General features: G+C 67.8%; 18 protein-coding genes. All 18 read right to left on the bottom strand.

All coding sequences use genetic code 11. The features are described from left to right. Positions 1–101 precede the first annotated feature (101 nt). Entirely contained in the window at positions 102–377 is a 276-nt protein-coding gene (locus ACSMFO_RS16485) for a hypothetical protein (RefSeq protein ID WP_436459370.1), read from the bottom strand. A 158-nt stretch (positions 378–535) separates the two neighbouring features. Next, complete coding sequence (locus tag ACSMFO_RS16480) at positions 536–1,612, bottom strand: DUF3560 domain-containing protein (RefSeq protein WP_436459368.1); 1,077 nt, start codon at positions 1,610–1,612, stop codon at positions 536–538. Positions 1,613–1,659: 47 nt separating this feature from the next. Beyond that, positions 1,660–2,265 carry a hypothetical protein gene (locus ACSMFO_RS16475; RefSeq protein ID WP_436459367.1) on the bottom strand — a complete coding sequence of 202 codons (606 nt, stop codon included), beginning with the start codon at positions 2,263–2,265 and terminating at the stop codon, positions 1,660–1,662. A 132-nt stretch (positions 2,266–2,397) separates the two neighbouring features. Further along, on the bottom strand, positions 2,398–3,456 hold the full coding sequence (locus ACSMFO_RS16470) for a DUF932 domain-containing protein (RefSeq protein ID WP_436459366.1): 1,059 nt from the start codon (positions 3,454–3,456) through the stop codon (positions 2,398–2,400). Positions 3,457–3,578: 122 nt separating this feature from the next. Next, a complete protein-coding gene (locus ACSMFO_RS16465; protein ID WP_436459364.1) occupies positions 3,579–4,337 on the bottom strand; it encodes a hypothetical protein in 759 nt (252 codons plus the stop codon). A gap of 933 nt (positions 4,338–5,270) precedes the next feature. Further along, complete coding sequence (locus tag ACSMFO_RS16460; protein WP_436459363.1) at positions 5,271–6,362, bottom strand: hypothetical protein; 1,092 nt, start codon at positions 6,360–6,362, stop codon at positions 5,271–5,273. Positions 6,363–6,555: 193 nt separating this feature from the next. Then, positions 6,556–9,468 (bottom strand): BTAD domain-containing putative transcriptional regulator, encoded by a 2,913-nt coding sequence (locus ACSMFO_RS16455; RefSeq protein WP_436459362.1) that lies wholly within the window; start codon positions 9,466–9,468, stop codon positions 6,556–6,558. Then, the gene (locus ACSMFO_RS16450) at positions 9,465–9,878 is read right to left on the bottom strand and encodes a hypothetical protein (protein WP_436459360.1); all 414 of its coding nucleotides are present in this window, start codon (positions 9,876–9,878) and stop codon (positions 9,465–9,467) included. Before ACSMFO_RS16450 ends, ACSMFO_RS16455 begins: the two co-directional genes overlap by 4 nt. Next, positions 9,875–10,315 (bottom strand): TadE/TadG family type IV pilus assembly protein, encoded by a 441-nt coding sequence (locus tag ACSMFO_RS16445; protein WP_436459359.1) that lies wholly within the window; start codon positions 10,313–10,315, stop codon positions 9,875–9,877. The genes ACSMFO_RS16450 and ACSMFO_RS16445 overlap by 4 nt, the downstream gene beginning before the upstream one ends. After that, complete coding sequence (locus ACSMFO_RS16440; RefSeq protein ID WP_436459358.1) at positions 10,312–10,674, bottom strand: TadE/TadG family type IV pilus assembly protein; 363 nt, start codon at positions 10,672–10,674, stop codon at positions 10,312–10,314. Before ACSMFO_RS16440 ends, ACSMFO_RS16445 begins: the two co-directional genes overlap by 4 nt. 107 nt (positions 10,675–10,781) lie before the next feature. Next, positions 10,782–11,201: a hypothetical protein gene (locus ACSMFO_RS16435; protein ID WP_436459357.1), complete on the bottom strand. Its 420-nt coding sequence runs from the start codon at positions 11,199–11,201 to the stop codon at positions 10,782–10,784. A gap of 45 nt (positions 11,202–11,246) precedes the next feature. Further along, complete coding sequence (locus tag ACSMFO_RS16430; protein ID WP_436459356.1) at positions 11,247–11,501, bottom strand: hypothetical protein; 255 nt, start codon at positions 11,499–11,501, stop codon at positions 11,247–11,249. A gap of 16 nt (positions 11,502–11,517) precedes the next feature. After that, positions 11,518–12,501, bottom strand: a complete 984-nt coding sequence (locus ACSMFO_RS16425; protein WP_436459354.1) for a hypothetical protein — start codon at positions 12,499–12,501, stop codon at positions 11,518–11,520. 82 nt (positions 12,502–12,583) lie between these two features. Further along, complete coding sequence (locus tag ACSMFO_RS16420) at positions 12,584–13,489, bottom strand: type II secretion system F family protein (RefSeq protein ID WP_436459352.1); 906 nt, start codon at positions 13,487–13,489, stop codon at positions 12,584–12,586. Then, positions 13,486–14,391: a type II secretion system F family protein gene (locus tag ACSMFO_RS16415; RefSeq protein ID WP_436459351.1), complete on the bottom strand. Its 906-nt coding sequence runs from the start codon at positions 14,389–14,391 to the stop codon at positions 13,486–13,488. The genes ACSMFO_RS16420 and ACSMFO_RS16415 overlap by 4 nt, the downstream gene beginning before the upstream one ends. Then, positions 14,388–15,776, bottom strand: a complete 1,389-nt coding sequence (locus ACSMFO_RS16410; RefSeq protein WP_436459349.1) for a CpaF family protein — start codon at positions 15,774–15,776, stop codon at positions 14,388–14,390. The genes ACSMFO_RS16415 and ACSMFO_RS16410 overlap by 4 nt, the downstream gene beginning before the upstream one ends. Positions 15,777–15,907: 131 nt before the next feature. Further along, positions 15,908–16,741, bottom strand: coding sequence for a hypothetical protein (locus ACSMFO_RS16405; protein ID WP_436459348.1), 834 nt, complete (start codon positions 16,739–16,741; stop codon positions 15,908–15,910). Positions 16,742–16,774: 33 nt separating this feature from the next. Further along, positions 16,775–17,473: an SAF domain-containing protein gene (locus ACSMFO_RS16400; RefSeq protein WP_436459346.1), complete on the bottom strand. Its 699-nt coding sequence runs from the start codon at positions 17,471–17,473 to the stop codon at positions 16,775–16,777. Between the last annotated feature and the right edge of the window lie 7 nt (positions 17,474–17,480).

Raw genomic sequence — 17,480 nt, 5'->3', positions numbered from 1 at the left:
AAGCCTTGACCAGCAAGGCCGCGCGCTCACGCGCAATCGGTTCGCGAGGTCCAGGCCCTGGTCGTCGGAGCACCGCCGTTCCTCGGCCGGGTCAGTGCTGCCTAGGCGTCAGGCGAAGCACCTTTGAGGTGGTTGTAGAGGTTCGCGCGGCTGAGGCCGACCTCGCGGGAAATCCTGGTCTTCGGCACACCGGCCTTGTCCGCTTCCAGGATGTCGGAGAGCCGTTCAGACCGTTCGGCTTTCAGCTGCTTGGACAAAAACTCTTTCATCTCCTGCAGCGAGCTTTCGACGTCTCGGATGCTCTCCAAGGCAGTCTCGATCAGTTCCACCCGATGCCGTCGGGCGCGCAGTTGCGCGATGTGCTCCTCTTGGTCCATCTGCGGCCTCTCTCACATGGTCGGGCCGGTCGAACTCCTGCATCCAACCGTGTCGCCCTAGACACCTTAGCGAGACAGCCCATCCGCGGGGCGCGAGCGCGCCCACACGTGCTGACAATGCTCCAAACCGAACGAGCCTGTCTGTTATCCGTAGGCCTTCACCGCGCGTCATCGGCGCGTGGAGTACGGCTGATCCGGTCGGTACCCGGTGCCTCATACGCTTCGACGAACTTCGGCGGCATCTGCTCGGTGGTGCGGTGGCCGCGGAGCTTGTGCCAGGCGATGGTCCAGGTGTTCTCCTTCTCTCCGGAACGCGGCGGCGGGAAGACGGGGTTCGGCACGGTCACCGACTTCTTGTTGACACGCCGTACCCGCATCCACATGCCGCTGGAAAGCACCCAGTCGCCTTTGGCTACGACGTCCGGGCCAGCGCGGGGCCTTGCCTTCGGCCTGGAGCTGGTTGTAGACGTTCTTCCAGTAATCGATCTGCTCGGTGAGGGTGGCAATCTCGCGCCGTAGGTGGTCCGCGCGTTCTTCGGCGGGATGACGGATGCCCCATCGTGGTGCGGCTGGCCGTGTTCGTCGGTTTCGGTGAGCCATCCCGGCTCGCCGTCGACCTCGCGTTGACGCCGCCGACGGCCGGCCTCCAGCTCCTCGATCCGGTTCCCGACGGTGACCGGGTTGTTCCGGGCGCCCATGTGGTGCGATGCGGTCTCGGCTCGGCGCGCCAGTTCGACCGCGTGAGCGCCTTGTTCAATGGACTTGCCGAGGTTGTTCCAGGCCCGTTCGCGCCGGTTGCGGTCGGCCTTGTAGCTGTGGTGATCGACCAGCATGGGCTGGCCCATGGGGATGCTGTCGAACACGGCGTCGGCTTTGGCGCGTGTGGCGTCGGCCTTGGTCTTCTGCCGTCCGGCACGTTCTATGAGTCGGTGGACGCGGTCGTTCATCCGGTCCTCGCGGTCCGTTTCCTGCTGCTCGACGCTGGGCATGGTCTCGTCGATGTCGCGTTCAACGGTGTAGCCCGATTCGGTGAGAACTCGTGTGATCTCGTCGAGGGCGTAGGGCTTGAGCGGGCGGTGGCGGGAGGACCGCAGGAGCCAGCCCGTGGCGTGGCGGGACCAGGTCCACGACGGGTGGGCCTTGAGCGCCAGGTGCGCGGGGCTGTTTCGGGTGGTGCCCTCGACGGTGGTGCCGGACTCGTAGTCGTGATGGATCGTCAGGGTTCCCAGGGACATGGCGAACTGCCTCCTTCAGTGACGGTGCCTCTGCTTATGGCTTTGCGCTACGGCCGGTCCGCTTCCGGGAAGGCGGCCAGGTACGCAGCGACTTGGGCGGCGCGGTCCGGGGCGACGGAGAAGGCGAACGCGACGCGTCCGCCGTGGCGCGGCACCGTCGCGGTGCCGGCCAGCGGCCCCGCATAGCGCACGATCGCGTCCTGTGGGTCACAGCCGGTCACGGCGGGCCGGGGATGCTGGACGGTCGCGCCGAGCGAGTCGGCGATGGCGCGCGCGAGCCGGTCCCGCGCGGCTGCTTGGTCCTCGAGCCGCTGTTTCAGCTCCCGGGATTCCGCGAGCGTGATCCGGTAGGCGGGAAGCAGCCGCCGAGCGGCCTCCGCAGCGACGGTCTCCGGTGTCTTGGTCGGTGAGACCGTGATGTCGTGTGATGGCACCGGGTTCCCGTGCAGATGCCGAACAGCGGCCAGGGCCGCCGGAAGATCGGCCGACAGTCTTATCCGTGGCGTCTTCTCCGAATCGGAGTAGCACAGATGTACCTGTTCGCCGTCTGGGCCGATGAGGTAGCGGTCTCGCTGACCGTGGTAGCCCGACTCGACCGTCCACCGCCCGTCGAGCGAGTCCGCCATCTCTGCCGCGAATGCCTGCATGTCCATAACCGTCCTTCTTTCTTCCTACGTCGGGTTGGTCGCGCCCGTGGTCGGTTCAAGCGCGAAACAAGGCCCGTCCCGCGGCCACGGCACCCGCGCGACAACTGCCGCGCGGGCACCGAAGCGGCGGCGGTCCTGTCAGACCGAGGCCAGCACCCTGGCGAGTGTCGAGACGGTGTCCTGGTCGAGTGCGTCGGCTTTCCCGTCCACGGCGCGGGACATGTTCCGTTCGGCGCGGGAAGCGTTGCGCACGATCGCTTCGTGATGGGTGTAGGTGTTGATCGCCTGCACCACTCCCCACGCGGTCCCGCGCCACGGGCTGACCCGGTTGTCGCTGTTCCACAAGCGGTTCAGCGCGGCCCGCTCGTTTGTCGCAGTGGTGCGGGCGCGGCCCTTGTCGTCGGGCAGTGGGGCATGTGCGTCCAGGAACGCGCGCCATGCCTGGTCGGTCACAGTCGTTTCGCACAAGGCTTTGACCTCTGCGGCGAATTCCTCGGCCACGGTGTGGACCATCGCGAGCGCGTCACGGGCCTCCACGATGCGGAACTTGCCGTTCTTGGAATGCTTGACCTTGAACTGCTGGCCGTATTCGCGGAGACCGGCCGCCATGGTGTTGTCGCACACCACGTTCGTCACGGTCCGCTTGTAGGTGGTGGCCAGGCTGCCGTCGTGGCTCGTGCACGCGACCAGGTTCGGCCGGAACTCCACACCCTCCGGGGTGGTGATGTTCTCGGGGACTTCCACACTCACCCAGGCCTGTCGACGGTCACGCAGCAGGCCGGCGGAGCCGATCGACAGACCGTCGTCAAGGAGCGTTCCGACCTTGTCCAACAACCATTCCTGGTACTGATGCACCGTGTAGCCGTCGGCGAAGATTCCGAGGACGTCGCCGGTGTCCGATGCGGTAATGGCCTGCTTGTTGGGCACGCGACGAAGGCCGAACTTGCCGGCGACGAGCACGGGTTCCGGTTCGGCGGTCCAGTGGAACAGGCGGCGCTGAACGTCGGCTACCGGGATGACGTCGGGGTAATGGTTCGGCTCGTGTCCCTGTGCCGAGGCCCGGTAGTGCCAGGCGTGTCCGCGCTTGCTGGTGAAGCCGATCAGCACGTTGTTGTTGAGCCATTCGCTGGTTTCTTTGGACATGACGGAACCCGCCTTCGTACTCGGAGTTACTATGGGAGACCGTTGTGCGGTCACGGCGACCGCGCGTCATCACGCGCGGCACCGAAAGGGCACAAGGGCTATTTGCCGCTTGCCACGGCAGCTATCAGGTAGCTACTTGGCATTCCACGAAAGGGAGAAATTCGACTGAACGATCGTCAGACGATGATGGAAAGCTCGGCTTGAGCTGGGTCTACGTACGGCTTGCGCCAGGCCTTGAGGATCGTTTCGGCTACGTGTTCTATGGCGTTCTCGTGCTGAAGGTTCGTCGCGGACGTTGCCGAATCACATGTCCATTCGTTTCCCTCGAACGAGTAGTAGAGGTTTCGAATCTCGTCGTGGGTGTAATCGAAGTCGTCAAGATCATCGCAGCCGAGCCAGTCGGCCAGCTCAGATCGAGTGTCCGCCTCCAGCCACGCGGCCCATGCCGCCTCTTGCAACTCTCGTTCATATTCTTCCAACGTGCTTTCGTCGACTTCACCGTCGTCGATTGCTTGGACACTTTGCACCAGGCTGGCCAACCACTCGATACCCGTGTCGACGTCGTCTCCGTTCGTGGGGAGTTCCCCGAGTTGCACCCACGCGGAGCCGTAGCCGTGCCGACCGTTTGTGGACGTCTGAACACCAGGGGCGTCCGTCAGATAGCGGACGTTTGCCACGTCACGTTCGGTACCGCCATAGTCCGAGTAGTCAACCAGAGTCACCGTGATTGCGTAGTCGTCATCCGTTTCAACCCCGTCCGACAGCACCAACGCGTGGATCACGTCGACAGTCAGGTCTCCCGCCTGAACCGGGTAGGCGTATCCCGTCCGCTCCTCGGAGAGGCTCACCCGGTGACATTCCAACAATTCTTGCCAAAGTTCGACCGTTTTGGCGTATTGTTCCGGCGAGTACACGTGTTCACCTTTGTACGACATGACACTTTCCTTTCAGGAGTTCACATCGAAGCACTCGAACTTTTCGAATAGCAGCCACGACGGGGCCACAAGCGCAGCTATTGCACATTTAATGCACTTTGACCGCGCGTCGTCCGCACAGTCCATTCGCCAGACGGTCATTGCCCTTTGAGACGCCCAGCCTTCAAGAAGAGAAACGAAGCAGGCCACTCACAAGATGCCGCACCTCGCAGCCTTCCCGCTCAACCCGGGTCGTCTTGACTGCATGTCTAGGGTGACACCTTACCTAGACACTTTCAAGCACTGACGGCCGCTCGTTATCTCCCTGTTACATCTGCATGGACGACTTCATCAGCTGGCACAAGCAGATCGTCGATCGAAGCGCGCATTCTTGTACCAGGCGGGACTGTGACACGGGAAGGTGTGAGCCAGCCGCCCCGAGTTGGCCGACAGCCGGCGCGCGGCGGCAAACACCTCCACGATCGGGAAGCGCGGCCAACCAAACGCGTCGACGCCGGCAGTCCTGGCCACACAAGGAGACCGCTTAGTGACCCCACGCCATCCACTACGGACATTCATCTCCGCCACTGTCCATAGTGGAGCCTGATGCTCATAGCAAGAGAGTGACGGCCGTCAGCACCGCGTCTTGTTGCGAGCTGCGTGCACGACCGTCGACAGCCGTAGGTCTCGACCACGAGAAGTCGACCATCACGCCCAAAGGTGACCACCGAATCCAAACAGACGGAAGCCGACCGCCCACCCAACAGACTGTTCAGATGCCTGCTGTCACCGAAGTTGGGGGAAACAGAGGAAGGGGCGCCGACGTACCTGTGCTGCGACAAGCACTTTCCCTACCCCTTCCGCTCTAGCCGGCCCCCGGAGAGGAAGGCGGAAAGGAAGCTGGAGAAGTAGGCAGACAAGCTCCTGCCACCTCGATGAAGCGTCGACTTCTCACTAGGGAGCGCTACTCCCTAGTGACACAGCAGTCCGCTCCCCCGGAGCGTCGTCCGGCATCGCCCCAGGCCCCAGGCGAAGCCACGTGAGCGCGTCGTCCTGGTAGCGCCGCACAACGTCCACGAAGCTCGAACGTAGTGCAGTGGGGACGGTGACGCCACTTTCGCGGAGCGAAACAAGAAGGCGACCCTTGCTGCTCGTGTCGAGTCCGTGGCGAACGTTCAGGGCTTGATGCAGCAGGGCGATGAATGCCTTCGTTTCCTGCCTGTTGTAACAGTACTCCAAGGGGTCGTTCAGCCCTCGCGATGCGCGCCAGGTATTCACCGCGGCCCAGAGGTCGGTGACCGTGTACACCCAGGCACCTCGGCGGTCTCGGACGAGATTCGGGGCGTTCTCGCCGAAGACTCCGGCGAGAGCGTGCGCGAGCTTTGCGCGAGAAGTCATTGGCTGCCCGCGCCTTTCGGCGGCCTCGGCGAGACGGGCCCATCCCACGGAGTCGAACACGAGCCAGCACTGGGCAACGATCTCCTGCACGGCCTCAACGATCGCGCGTTCAGTGGTATCGGAGTCGTTGGACGACGCCCGGCTGCTCCCGTGCACTACGTCGGACGGGTTGTCGATCGCCGGCTCCGAGATCTCCTCGGACGGCATGCTGGAGGTGGATCCCACATGTGCGTCGACCCAGCGGATGAACTCAAGGGGCGAGTGGAAATTGGCGCGAACGCGCGCCTGGATGGCACGGACGTCGTGGCCGGGAAGAAAATCTCGACGGCCGATAGCACCGCAGCCGCACCCGCACGGCCGGGCCAGCAGTTCAAGTTCTTCCGGTAGTTCTCCGTATGCGACGGGATTCTGCGACTCGGTAACTATGGGGTCTGGCTTGTCGAAGTAGGCGTCCCACATGGGGTGCCCGGCGGCGACTAGTTGCCCTTCGAGCGCAGTGCGCCCGGCAATCATGGTCGTACGGGTGATCTCGGCGATCGCACGAACTATGCCCTCTCCCGTGATCAGCACGAACTGCTGCCGGGTGAGACGGTCGCGGTTTATCTTCCACAGGCCCCGTCCGGCTTCCCATGCTTCGGCTTCGGACATCCGGGGGAAGTAGCCGACGTGGGAACGCCCCAAGGGGTCGTTCTGCCGAGTCTCGTAGGGACCTAGAGAAATCCGTATCGCCATCGCCGTCTTCCAACTTGTTGTCCCTGTGCTCGTTGAGGACAGTTCAACAGTTGCAGCCTGAGTTGCGAAGTTGGGCGCGCGCGGGACGGCGATAGTTCGCTCAGTCGTGTCAGCTAGCTCGCCTGTCCGGGATGTCGTTCCTCGGTTGTTGAAGTGCGGCGGCGAGGGTGACAGTGTCGCGAGCAGGGTGCTCTCCGAGTTCGGACAGCACCGTGGTGAGGAGCCTCAGGGTGCGCGGGATGCTGTCGTACTGGCCGAGGCGGGCTTGGGTGCGCATGAGGTCGCGGTAGATCGCTTCGTTGTAGGGGTCGAGCCGTCGGGCTTGTTCCAATAGGGCGAGTGATTGTTCTGGTGCGTCGCGACGGGTTGCGCGGATCAGGGTGCTGAACGCATCGAGGACGTCGCGGCGGAGCGCTTCGCGGGGGCCATCGATCCAGTCGGCGGTGATGCCTTCGGCGAGGTCTCCGCGGTAGAGCGCGATAGCGGAGTTCAGTGCCTCGGCGGCGTCGGCCGGTGCGCTGGTTCGGCTGGCGGTGAGCGCGTCGTGCAGCTGCCAAAGATCGACGGCTACGAGCTGTTCGTTGAGGGCGTAGTGGCCGTCCTGGGTTGTGATGATGTCGAGGGCGTCGTTCTCGGTGGCGCGGCGGAGGCTTCGGCGGAGCTGGGACAGGGTTGCGTGGAAGGTGTTGTAGGGGCGATCGGCCGGTGCATCGGGCCAGAGCGCGGCGCTGAGGGTTTCGCGGCGGCCGCCTTCGCGGTGCAATGCCAGGAAGACGAGGATCTCCCGTTGTCGCGGCGCGAGCGCTGCAACGAGGTCATACGGTTCTGGGCCGGTGCGATTCAGGCGAAGACGGCCGACTACCTGCAGCCGCAGCGGCCGATCCGGGGACCGGTCCGCGGTGCTGGTCTCTGCCGTCCCGACGTCCCGTTGCGTAGTCGCCTGAGGCGCTTCAGGGCCGTGTTCGGGACCGGCTTTACTGAATTCGTAGTCGGATGTGGTCGTGGCCACGCTATCGACGCAGGTGTCGCGCAGGAACGGTTCGGTGCGGTCGGGCTCGGCGGCGTGGAGCAGCGTGAGTAGGTCGAGGGCGTCGGCGTCTGGGAGCGTGAAGAGCCGCGCGCCGGCGAGGTTGCCGGTGAGTGCCGGGGAAGCCGTGTCGACGATGCCGTCACCAGTCACGCGCACGGTACCGCCGGGACGCCATGGGCCAAGGAGCAACCCGGTGAGGCCGAGGTGGGCTCCGGTCTCGAGGATGGTGTGCAGGCGCCGGTCGGCGTCCGCGCTGGGCGCGGCCACAATGAGATAGGGTCCGGGGCCGTTCGACGGGCGAAGTGTCTGGGTATCCGGATCATTCCCGGCGAGGCTCTGGCCGTGCGTGCGGGCGAGCAGTTCGGCTTCCAGCACATCAAGAGCTGCGGGCAGGGCGTCGACGATTCTCAGCCGTCGCGGTACGCGGTCCAGGAGGGCGTCCCCGAGCAGCGAGCGGACGACACGGTGCGGGATGACGATCGTGGCGTCGAGGTCGTCGCTGACGGCTTGCGCGAGCAGGGTGACGATCAGGGCCCGCGCGGCAGAGCAGGCGCCGGGCCCGACGAGCCCGAGGCCTTGTGTCCGAGCGAGGTCGAGCGCGATGGTCTGTCCGTCCCGGATACCGACCGCGGTTCCGGGTGTCGTCGGGTGTACGGCGCGGACGACGGCCTGAGCTCGGTCGCGGGTGTCCAGCTCGACCTGCCGGGTGCGCCGGGAGTTCGCCGGTTCGGTCGCCGGAGTCTCCTGGTCGGCCGGAGGTTGCGTGGCGACGTCGTGAGCGATGCGCAGCGCGCGCACGACCGGCAATCCCGTGGGATCGCCGTCGGTTCGGACACCAGGCCGGTACCAGCGGCGACGTCGCATTCGGACCGTGACCGTCGCCAAGGTGATCAGAGCGGCCAGCCCGAGCCCGACGAACGCCCCGCCCGGCAGCGACACACCGCCGTCTCCGGACGCCGCGGGCTTCTGCAGTTCGTCCCCGGGTGTGGACGGCGGTGTTTGGTCGGTTGGGGGTGGAGCGTCCGGGAGTTCCGGTGCGGACACGCTCCGCGGTGGTTCCTGGGGTTCTGCCGGTGGTGCGGTTGGCGCGGTGGCGGGCAGCGCAAGCGTCCAGCCGGGTAGGAGCTGGTCGGGGTGGCGCAGGGCACGGCCATCGGGCTGGGGCCGCCCGGCGTTGAGGCCGAAGAGCGCCCGCCAGGCGTCCGGGTCGCCGAGGTGGCGCTCGGCAATACCGATGAGGGTGTCCGCGGGCTGCACGGTGACGGTCCGACCGGTCTCCGAGGTGGTGGCCTGGCGCTGGGGAAGACCGGCGGCGTCTAGCGGGAGCAGCAGGGTCCACGCGGGTTTCAGGTCGTCCGGGTTGCCGGCAAGCAGGCGGGGGTTGAGCCGCACGATCTCGTGGAAGCGCCTGCCGTCGCCGAGATGGCGTTCGGCGAGGTCCCACAGGGTGTCGCCGTGCACAACCGTGTACGGGATCGCGCCGTGCGCGGTTGTCGTCGCCGTGGCCGCGGCGGAATCGCGGGGCGCGCTGACCGGGTTCGGATGAGGCCGTGGTGGCGCGGTGGCCGCAGTCGGTGTGGCGGGGAGTCCGGACGCTGCCGCAGTGCCTGTGGATGTGGCGATCAGGACGGCGGCGACGAGCCCGGCGATCCACCGGCCGGTCGGGATCCGCCGCAGCGGGCCGCGGGCGGCACGGCCTGTCTGGCGGATCACTTCGACGATCACGGACACGGTGAGGGCCAGCCAGCCCGTCCATGCCACGGCGACGATCAGCCAGACCACCAGGTCGCCGGTGATCCACGCCCAGCGCAGCATGGCCCAGATCTGCTCGGGCCACTGAGTGATGCGTATCGGGTCTGGCCAGCGCTCGGGAATCAGGCGGGCGGGATCGGCGCCAAGGGCCAGGAGCCCGCTGGGGATGCCGGCGACGAACGCGAGCAGAGCCAGCGCGGCGAGCGTGCCGCGGGCGCGCTGTGCCGCCGGGGACGTCATGGGAGTCCGCCGTCGCGGGTCCCGACGCCGAGTTCGGCCACCGCGGTACTGGTGGCCTGGACACTACGGCCGAGCAGTCCGATGGGCGCGGGCTCGATGACCGTGACCGTCACCAGGACTGTGCGGGTACCGGTAATGCTGACCTGGCCGGGGTGCCCGGCCCGGGCGAGGTAGTCGCCCGCGGCCCGGGCGGCCGTGGCGGTGTCGATGCCGACCTGCGCGCTGCGGGTGTCCACGGCCGTGTTCGCGGCGCGGGCGGCTTCGGCGGCCAGGGCGTCGGCGCGGGCGATGGTCCGCAGCCGGACGGAGCCGTCGACGACCAAAGCCAGCACGAACAGCAACGCGGGCACCAGGACCGCGATCATCACGCTGAGCGACCCGGCATCCCGTGGCCGTGCCACGGTAATCATGGACGCCCCCGGTACGGATCGGTGGGGCTGGTGAACGAACTGGTGATCAGGCGAGTACCGCCGGGAACGGGGAGGGCGAGGTCGCTGAGCGCGACACGGCACGTCACGCTGGCCCTCACCAAGCCGGCGCGACCGACGGCGATCTGGCTGGCGTCGACCGACACACTGGCTTCCTGGCAAGTGATGCCCTCACGCCCGAGACGATCACGAGCCACAGCCGCTCCGGCCTGCTGCGCCGCGTGAGGGCTGCGGGCGATCGACGCGGCCCGTGCAGCCGCGGTGGCGGCGTTGTCGACGGCTTGCTCCGCGGAACTGACACGGGCACCCGCGATGATCAGCAGCCCCACGAGGATCACGGCGGGCACGAGCACCGCGGCATCGACGCTGACGGAACCCGTATCTGTCCACAACCGACCGATACGTGCGTGGCGAGTCACGAGCCGCCCCCGGTCAACGACGCCGTGAAGCGCTCCTTGACCGCTCGCGCGGTCACTTCGACCCCGATATCAAGTCCCGGGATCGGCAGCAGCCGGACCGTCGTGCCGGACACCGCGACCTGGACAGTGTCAGCGGTCATGGTGGCACGAACCTCGGGTGAGGTCAGGACACCGCGGCCTGCGCGGTCGGCGAACGACCGTGCGGCGGCGGCCGCGACGGGTTGCGTGGCGCCGACAGGACGTCCGGCGTCCACACCGGCCTGCGCCGCCTGAGCGGCCACGGAATGCGCGTGCCACCACAGGCCGCCTTGCACCACAGCGAGAATCAGCAGCAACACCAACGGAAACAGCACGGCCAAGCCGACGGACTCCGCTCCCCCGTCGTCGTGAAGCCGCGCCCGGACGAGTACTCGGCACCGTGTCCATAGTGGCCGGTCGGCCTGGCGGAGCGAGAAAGTTGATGTCTTCACGACGCTACCGCCGGGAGAGGAACGGTACCGCCGCGCGCGGGTGGAATGTCCTGCGCGGCGACGTTGGTGTGCGCTGACTGGTGTGAAGAGGCCGGTTTCCGGGCCTGGGTGGACTTCGCAGGATTCGTTCCGGCAGGCTTCTTCCGCTTGGCGCGTCCGGGTTTGGCATTGTTGAGCCAGCGGGCGAGCTCGGTTGCGGGGACGTCGGTGAAGCCGGCGAGCTCGTCGATCTCGATCACGTCGCCGGACTCGGCCAGCACCTCACCCAGTTCGCGTTCGATGCCGCCGAGTTGCTCGGCCAGCTCGGCGTGGCGATCTGCCAAGTCACCGACGCGCCGCGCCGCGGCGGACCTCCTCTCACTCCGAGCAGCGTCTGCTACTGCGACACGTCGTTCGATCTCCTCAGCGGTCGGCATCGTGTGGTCTCCTCTGCGGTTAAGGGCTTCCAGGTACGTACAGGTTCACTTGATCTGACCTTGGTAGGTCTGGACAGCGGCACGGATGGCGAAGCCAAGCCCGATCGCCACGGCGAGGCCGATCGCGACGAGGACCGCCTTTTCCACGGACTCGGATCCGCGGTCTCCCGATGCACGGGCCCGCGACCAGTGGTCTTCTGCAGTGACCGCGAAGCTGAGCACCCACGCGGTGAGGACCAGCCCGAGCCGGGCGCCGCGTCGCCGGACTGTGGCCGCACAGCGCTTGAGATGGTTAAGCATGAGTCTCGTTCTCCGTTCACGATGAAGTCGTTGGTCTATAAGGCTTGCTGGTTGACTTTGCGTTCATGACTGCCTCTTCATGGTTAGGCGTGTTGATGGTTCGCCCGGCCGGGAGGTGACCTGCTCCGGGCCACTCGGACGGAGGTTGCTCCCACGGGAATGCCCCCGAATGCGTGATATCCCGTGCCGCGGTGACGTGAGCGAACACGTTTCGCGGCAACGCGTCCGAGTCCTGCGACAACCTGGCGAGGTGTTCCTGCCCCGGAATGGCGGCCAGGGTGAGACTGACGCGGGCAGCGAGATCGTGTCGCCGGAGTTTCTGTTCCCACGCACGACAGAGCACGACACACCCCCGCACATGCCGCGTTACCTCCCGCAGGCTCGAATCGACGTCGTCGACCGCTCGCCGCGTCGCGACGACCAGGTCATCGGCCGTGTCGAGCTCGGCAGCGACTTCATCAGCAACAGCGCGGACCTCACGGCTGCGGTCGAGGCAGCACAAAGCCCGCCACACCACTGTGTGGATCTCACCCGGCAATGCGGGATCGAGCCAGTCGAGCGCCGAACTCCGGTGCAGCACCTGCACCCCCGTCAGCAACTCGGCTACCAGTTCACGGGAATCTGCACCCAGGTCATCGAAATCGCGACGCCGGTAGAACTCGCCCCACCGAAGCCGAAGCCGCGGTACGCCTTCGTACTCGAAGGAGGTCTCTCTGACTGAGCGGCCAAAGAGGCGAAAGACACCCAGCACCACGATCAAGGTCACAAGGCCGATGCCGAACTTCTCACCGAATCCGTGACCACCGCAGGACATCTGAATGGCCAGCCCCACGGCGAAAAGTCCTTTAAGGATGGTCGTGGGGCGAACGAGACTGAGTGCTTGCCTGCGCCGCAACTGCCGCGGGGTCATCGCAGGATTGAGCAGCACTGTGGCGTAGCCGTCGGGGAGCACGCAGTCGAGCACTGGCGGCACCGTTGCAGGCGATTCATGGTTGTGCATCAGACTTCTCCTTCAACCGGGGCCGATTTCTTTCTCTGGAAAGGAAAGCGGAGGTGGCGACGGAGGTCGTCGCCCGTTTTGGCTAGCCCCCACCTGCAGCCAACCGGATCATGGCGGGGTACATGACCAGGAGCAGGAACGCGACCAGCAGCAGTGCGACGGGGAGCGCGAGGCGTTGGGAGCGGGCGTTGGCGTCGGCTTTGTCGGTGGCCAGCGCGGCGGCGCGCAGGGAGCTCGATTTGGCGATCAGGGTGGTGTAGATGGCGGCGCCGTCGGCTGCGGTGGCGAGGATGTCGGCCAGGTCGGCTAGTTCTACGACTCCCATACGTTTTCCGAGGCGGGACAGGGCTTCCCACGGAGTATGGCCAGCCTGTGTCGCGCGGCCGAGGGTGCGGCTGATCCGGGCGAACACCCACGAGTCCCCGACGGCGGCTGCCTCCCCCAGTGCCTGACTGGGGGCTCGGCCGGTGGCACGTTCCTGCGCGACGAGGTCGAGATAGGCGGCGATGGCGCGGCGGAATTCCTCCCGCGCCCGAGCGGCGTCCTCCTGCACGGCCAGCACCGGCACCACCGATCCGGCCGCCGCGCCGGCGATCACGACCAGCACCACCAGCGGGGCAGAAAGGTCGATGCCACCGAACCAGCTAAGCCCGGCCATCACGAACACAGTTCCGGCAGCGGCAGCAGCCCAGGTCAGGCGGCGGGCAAGGTAGCGGTCTGCGGTCTGATCGAGGACGTCGAGGTCGGTGGCAGGGATGCCCCACCAGCGGTTCGACGATCGTCCGGAGACTCCGGCCAGACGTTCGATCCGGGTCGACCAGCGGCTGCGTGGCGGCGCTCCGTCAGCACGGCGGGCGGCACGGTCGTCCAGTTCGGCGACCGCGGCTGCCACGTTGACCGGTGCCGGGCGCAGCAGCGCCAGGAGCACGCAGACCAGCGCCAACCCGCCCAGTGCGCCCAGCAGCGCAGCGGTGATCCCGGGGTTCATCGCGGCACCTCCGCCGCGGTGCGCCTCGGTTTCGGTGTCCCGGGCGGGATCCTCGAGGCGGCGCCGAGCAGGCGAGCGGGGCGGCGGGTCCGGGTCAGCAAGTGCATCCACCACCCCGCCGCGCCCAGCAGACCGCCGATCCCGGCCATCACGAGCTGGCCGAGCAGGTCGTTGAACGGGGTGAGGAACTCGTGCGCGAAGACCACCAGGCCGGTGAGCAGGAGCGCGGTGATGCCGAGGATGGCGCGGACATCGGTACGGGGTTTCGCGCGGTCGGCTTCGATATCGCGGCGGGCGACGACCTCGCGTTCCAGGGCGGTGGCCTTGCTGTCGAGAATGTCGACCAGTCCGCGTCCGCCCGCGCGGGCTCGCAGAATCAGCGCGAGCACGACTTCGTCGGCGGCTTCGTCGCCCACGTCCTCGGCGAAGGCGCGGAGCGCGGCCTCCAGGCCACGCGTCCGCAGACGCACCGCGAGGGTTTCGATCTCGCTGGCCAGTGCTTCGGGGGCGGTGCGGGCGGAGGTGGTGATCGCTTGCTCCAGTCCGCCGGCGCCGGAGGCCAGGACATCGGCGAGACGCCGAACCCAGCTGGCGAGGGCGTCCAACCTCGCGATCACGCGGCGGGCGTCGTGTCCGCGGGCGAGAATCGGCACCGTCAGCGCCGCGGCGACGGTCAGAATGATGGCGACCGGCCAGCCGGTGCCCCACCACACGACCCCGCCCGCGGCGACCGCGACCACGAGCCGCCGCCTCGGTACCCGTGCCGCGAACGTCTTCCAGCCCGCGCTGAGTCCCGTGGCCGTTGTCGTCGACCGCGCGGCGGGTGGAAGGAAGGCGACGACGGCGCAGGCGATCGCCGCTACCGCGGCGACGCCGAGCACGCCGGCCCAGACGCCCGTCATCGCCTGCCTCCGCCCGGCAGCTCGGTGGTCTGCCAGGTGCCGGCACCGGCGGTGTCGAACAAGTGGCGGTCGAACCCGTGCCTGGCCAGGCGCTCCAGCAGGTCAGAGGTCGGCGGGTAGGCCGGGACGGCGCGGCCGTCTTCCGGGCGTGGGGCGAAGATTCTGGTGGTGTCCGGGCGGCCGGAGTCTCCGACCGGGCCGACCTCGATGATCTCGGTGACGAATCTCTGCCTGCGCTGCCCGCTGGGTGTGTCGTGGTCGGCGCGGGTGACGTGCACGACGAGGTCGATCGCCGAGGCGGTCCACTGGTGGGCCGACTCGATCGCCAGCGGCGGATGAGCGAGCTGTCCGAGCGCGCCGATCCGGTCGAACACCGCGGAGGCGCTCGTGGCGTGCAGAGTGCACATACCGCCCGTGGCGCCGTTCCCGAGAGCGCGCAGCATCGCGGTGACTTCCCCTGCCCGGACTTCCCCGACGATCACCCGGCTCGGCGAGTGCCGCAGCGTCTGCTTCAGCAGGTCGTCCAAGGAGATCTCCCCGATGCCCTCCGAGTTCGCGGGACGGGCTTCCAAGGGGGTTACCAAGGGCCGGGCACCGATGTGCAGCCCGAGTTCGTACTCCTCTTCGACCGTGACGACGTGCTCGTAGTCCGGGATTTCCGTGCACAGCGCGCGCAGCAGGGTCGTCTTGCCCGCGGCTGGGCCGCCGGACACGATCACGTTGCAGCCCGCCCGAACGGCCGAGCGCAGGAAGGCCGCGAGCAGCGGATCGAGCGTGCCGTTGGCCACGAGATCTTCCAGGCCGACGTCGACCAGGCGGTGGCGGCGTATCGCCACTCGCGGCCGGTCGGAAACCTCCATCACGGCGGCCAACCGAGCCCCCAGCGGGCCACCGGCGCCGATCCGAAGGTTTCCCAGCGGGCGGCCGGCGTTGAACTCACGGGATGTCTGGCCTTGGCGGGCAAACATCGCCGCGAGCATCTCCACGAGATCGGCGTCGGTGTCGGCAACCGGGTGCGGCCACTGCTCGACCGTGCCGTCCGCCAGCTCCAGCAGGACCCGGTCACAGCCGTGCACGTGAATGTTCTCCACGTCGTTGCGCTCCAACAGTTCCTCCAGCGCGCCGAGCCCGGATAGCGCCGCCACGACCGCTCGGTTCAATCGGCGTTCCTCGGCCACCGGCAGCGGCGCGTGTCCGGCGGTCGCGCGGCGTTGCACCCAGCCGGAGACCTCGTCGGCCACGTAGGCGCGCATCCGCGCCTGCTGCTCCTCGTTCGTCAGCGGTGTGTCCACATGGGACTCGCCCGCGGCGATGCGTTCCAGCCGGGCAGCGACCGCTTCCCGGATCTCCCTGACAGCCTCGGGGTCGAGCCGCCCTGTCTGCACACTCTCCCGCCGCGGTGTACGCGGTATCGCTGTTGCGGATCCCGCCGAGTTACTGCGCGGTGGCGGCAACGTCACTGGATACGGCGACACTGCCGGATCATGTGGCAAGCGGAACCCGTTGCGCGGCAACGTCATCGTGTACCTCCGGAAAGTAGGCGGGACGGTGCGGCCGCGGCCGGAATGCGCGGCTCGCTCGGCGCGTAGCTGTGGTAAGTGCCGTGGAGACGGCGCGCGACGCGACGCGCGGCGCGCAGCAACGGCGACCGGTGCGGAGACGTTCCTCCGTCGATGCCGTCGGAGAACACCGCCGCCGTTCGCGCGGCCATCGGAATTTCCACCGCGGCTTCCCGTCCCAGCGCCACGCGGACTTCGCGGGTGCCTGCGGGCGTTGTCGCGCAGACGGCCAGCCCCAGCCGTTGCGGCAGAATCCGCTCGGCGAGCTCGGCCAGGACGGGGCGCGCGGCCAGCACGTGCCGCTGCGTTGGGCGCACCGCCACCAGCACGAGATCCGCCGCGAGCAGCACCGGCCACGGCGTCGCCGAGCTGTAGCGGCCGAGGTCGACCAGCGCGTCGGCCGGATGCCCGGCCGCGGTCCTGAACGCGGCCAGACCGACGGTCAGGCGGGTCCATCCGGCCGCGCCGACCGCGGTGTGCTGGCCCGGTGTACTCAGCCCGGCCAGCAGGCCGACATGCCGCGCCGGAGGAACCTCCTGGACGTGCTCGATCAGCGACGCCGGGTCCCCGGCGGTCGCGTGCCGGGTCGCGATGAAATGCGACAACACACCGACGTCAGTACGGAGAAACCCGTTCACCACCCAATGCCCCAGCCAGCCCGGCGCCAGGTCACCCCCCGCCGGGTCGCAGTCGGCCAACAGCACCGGCACGGGCCAGGCCGCAGCCAACGCGGCCAGCGTCGTCGTCCCGCCCGGCGCCCCCTTGCCCGACACGATCGTGATCATCGCCATCTCACTCACCACTCCTTCGGAAGCCGATCTTTTTCACTCGCCCGGCCCGAGCTGGACCACGACGACCTGCCCAGCGGAGGCGCTGGTCGCGGCATGCGCGGCATCAGTACCGACGACGACATCGACCGTGACCGCTCCGGCGGAATCCGGCGGGCCGACGCCGAGCACCCGCGCACGAAACGGACCGGACGTGTTCGCCGGAGCCTGCCCAACGTCCGGCCCGCTACTGGCCGCGATCGGGGTGACCTGCACCAGATCCCCAGCCGATAAGCCACGGGCGGGCAGGTGACCCGGCCGCACGGGAAGCCCCACCAGCCGCTCGCCCGGCCCCGGAATCGGCTGCCCGGACAGCTGCCCCGGTGCCAGCACCGTCCCGGCAGGCAGAATCGACCGCGCGACCTGCCCGACGACCCTGGCTTTGTCACCGACTGGGATGAACGCCAGCGGCTGGTCCGGGACGGCCTTGGCCACACCGACATCGCCCTCTACGATCGTCTGCCCCCAACCCACCTCACGGGTGAGCACGAGGACATCGACCCGGTCGTCCTGCCCCGCGATCAAGGCGTAGTTGCCGAACGCGACGACCGCGGCCAGCACCACCGCGACCCCCAACAGCCACCAGCGCCGTCGCCGTGGCACCCGCGGCGGCTCGTCGTCCTCGGGCTGGCCGACGAACGCCGAGCCACTGCCGCGCGATTCCGGCGGGCGCGAAAAAGACAAAGCGGTACCCATAGCAGTA

The sequence above is a fragment of the Amycolatopsis sp. w19 genome (assembly GCF_051373225.1).
Classification (GTDB): domain Bacteria; phylum Actinomycetota; class Actinomycetes; order Mycobacteriales; family Pseudonocardiaceae; genus Amycolatopsis; species Amycolatopsis japonica.
This window is presented reverse-complemented; position numbering and strand designations above follow the sequence as displayed.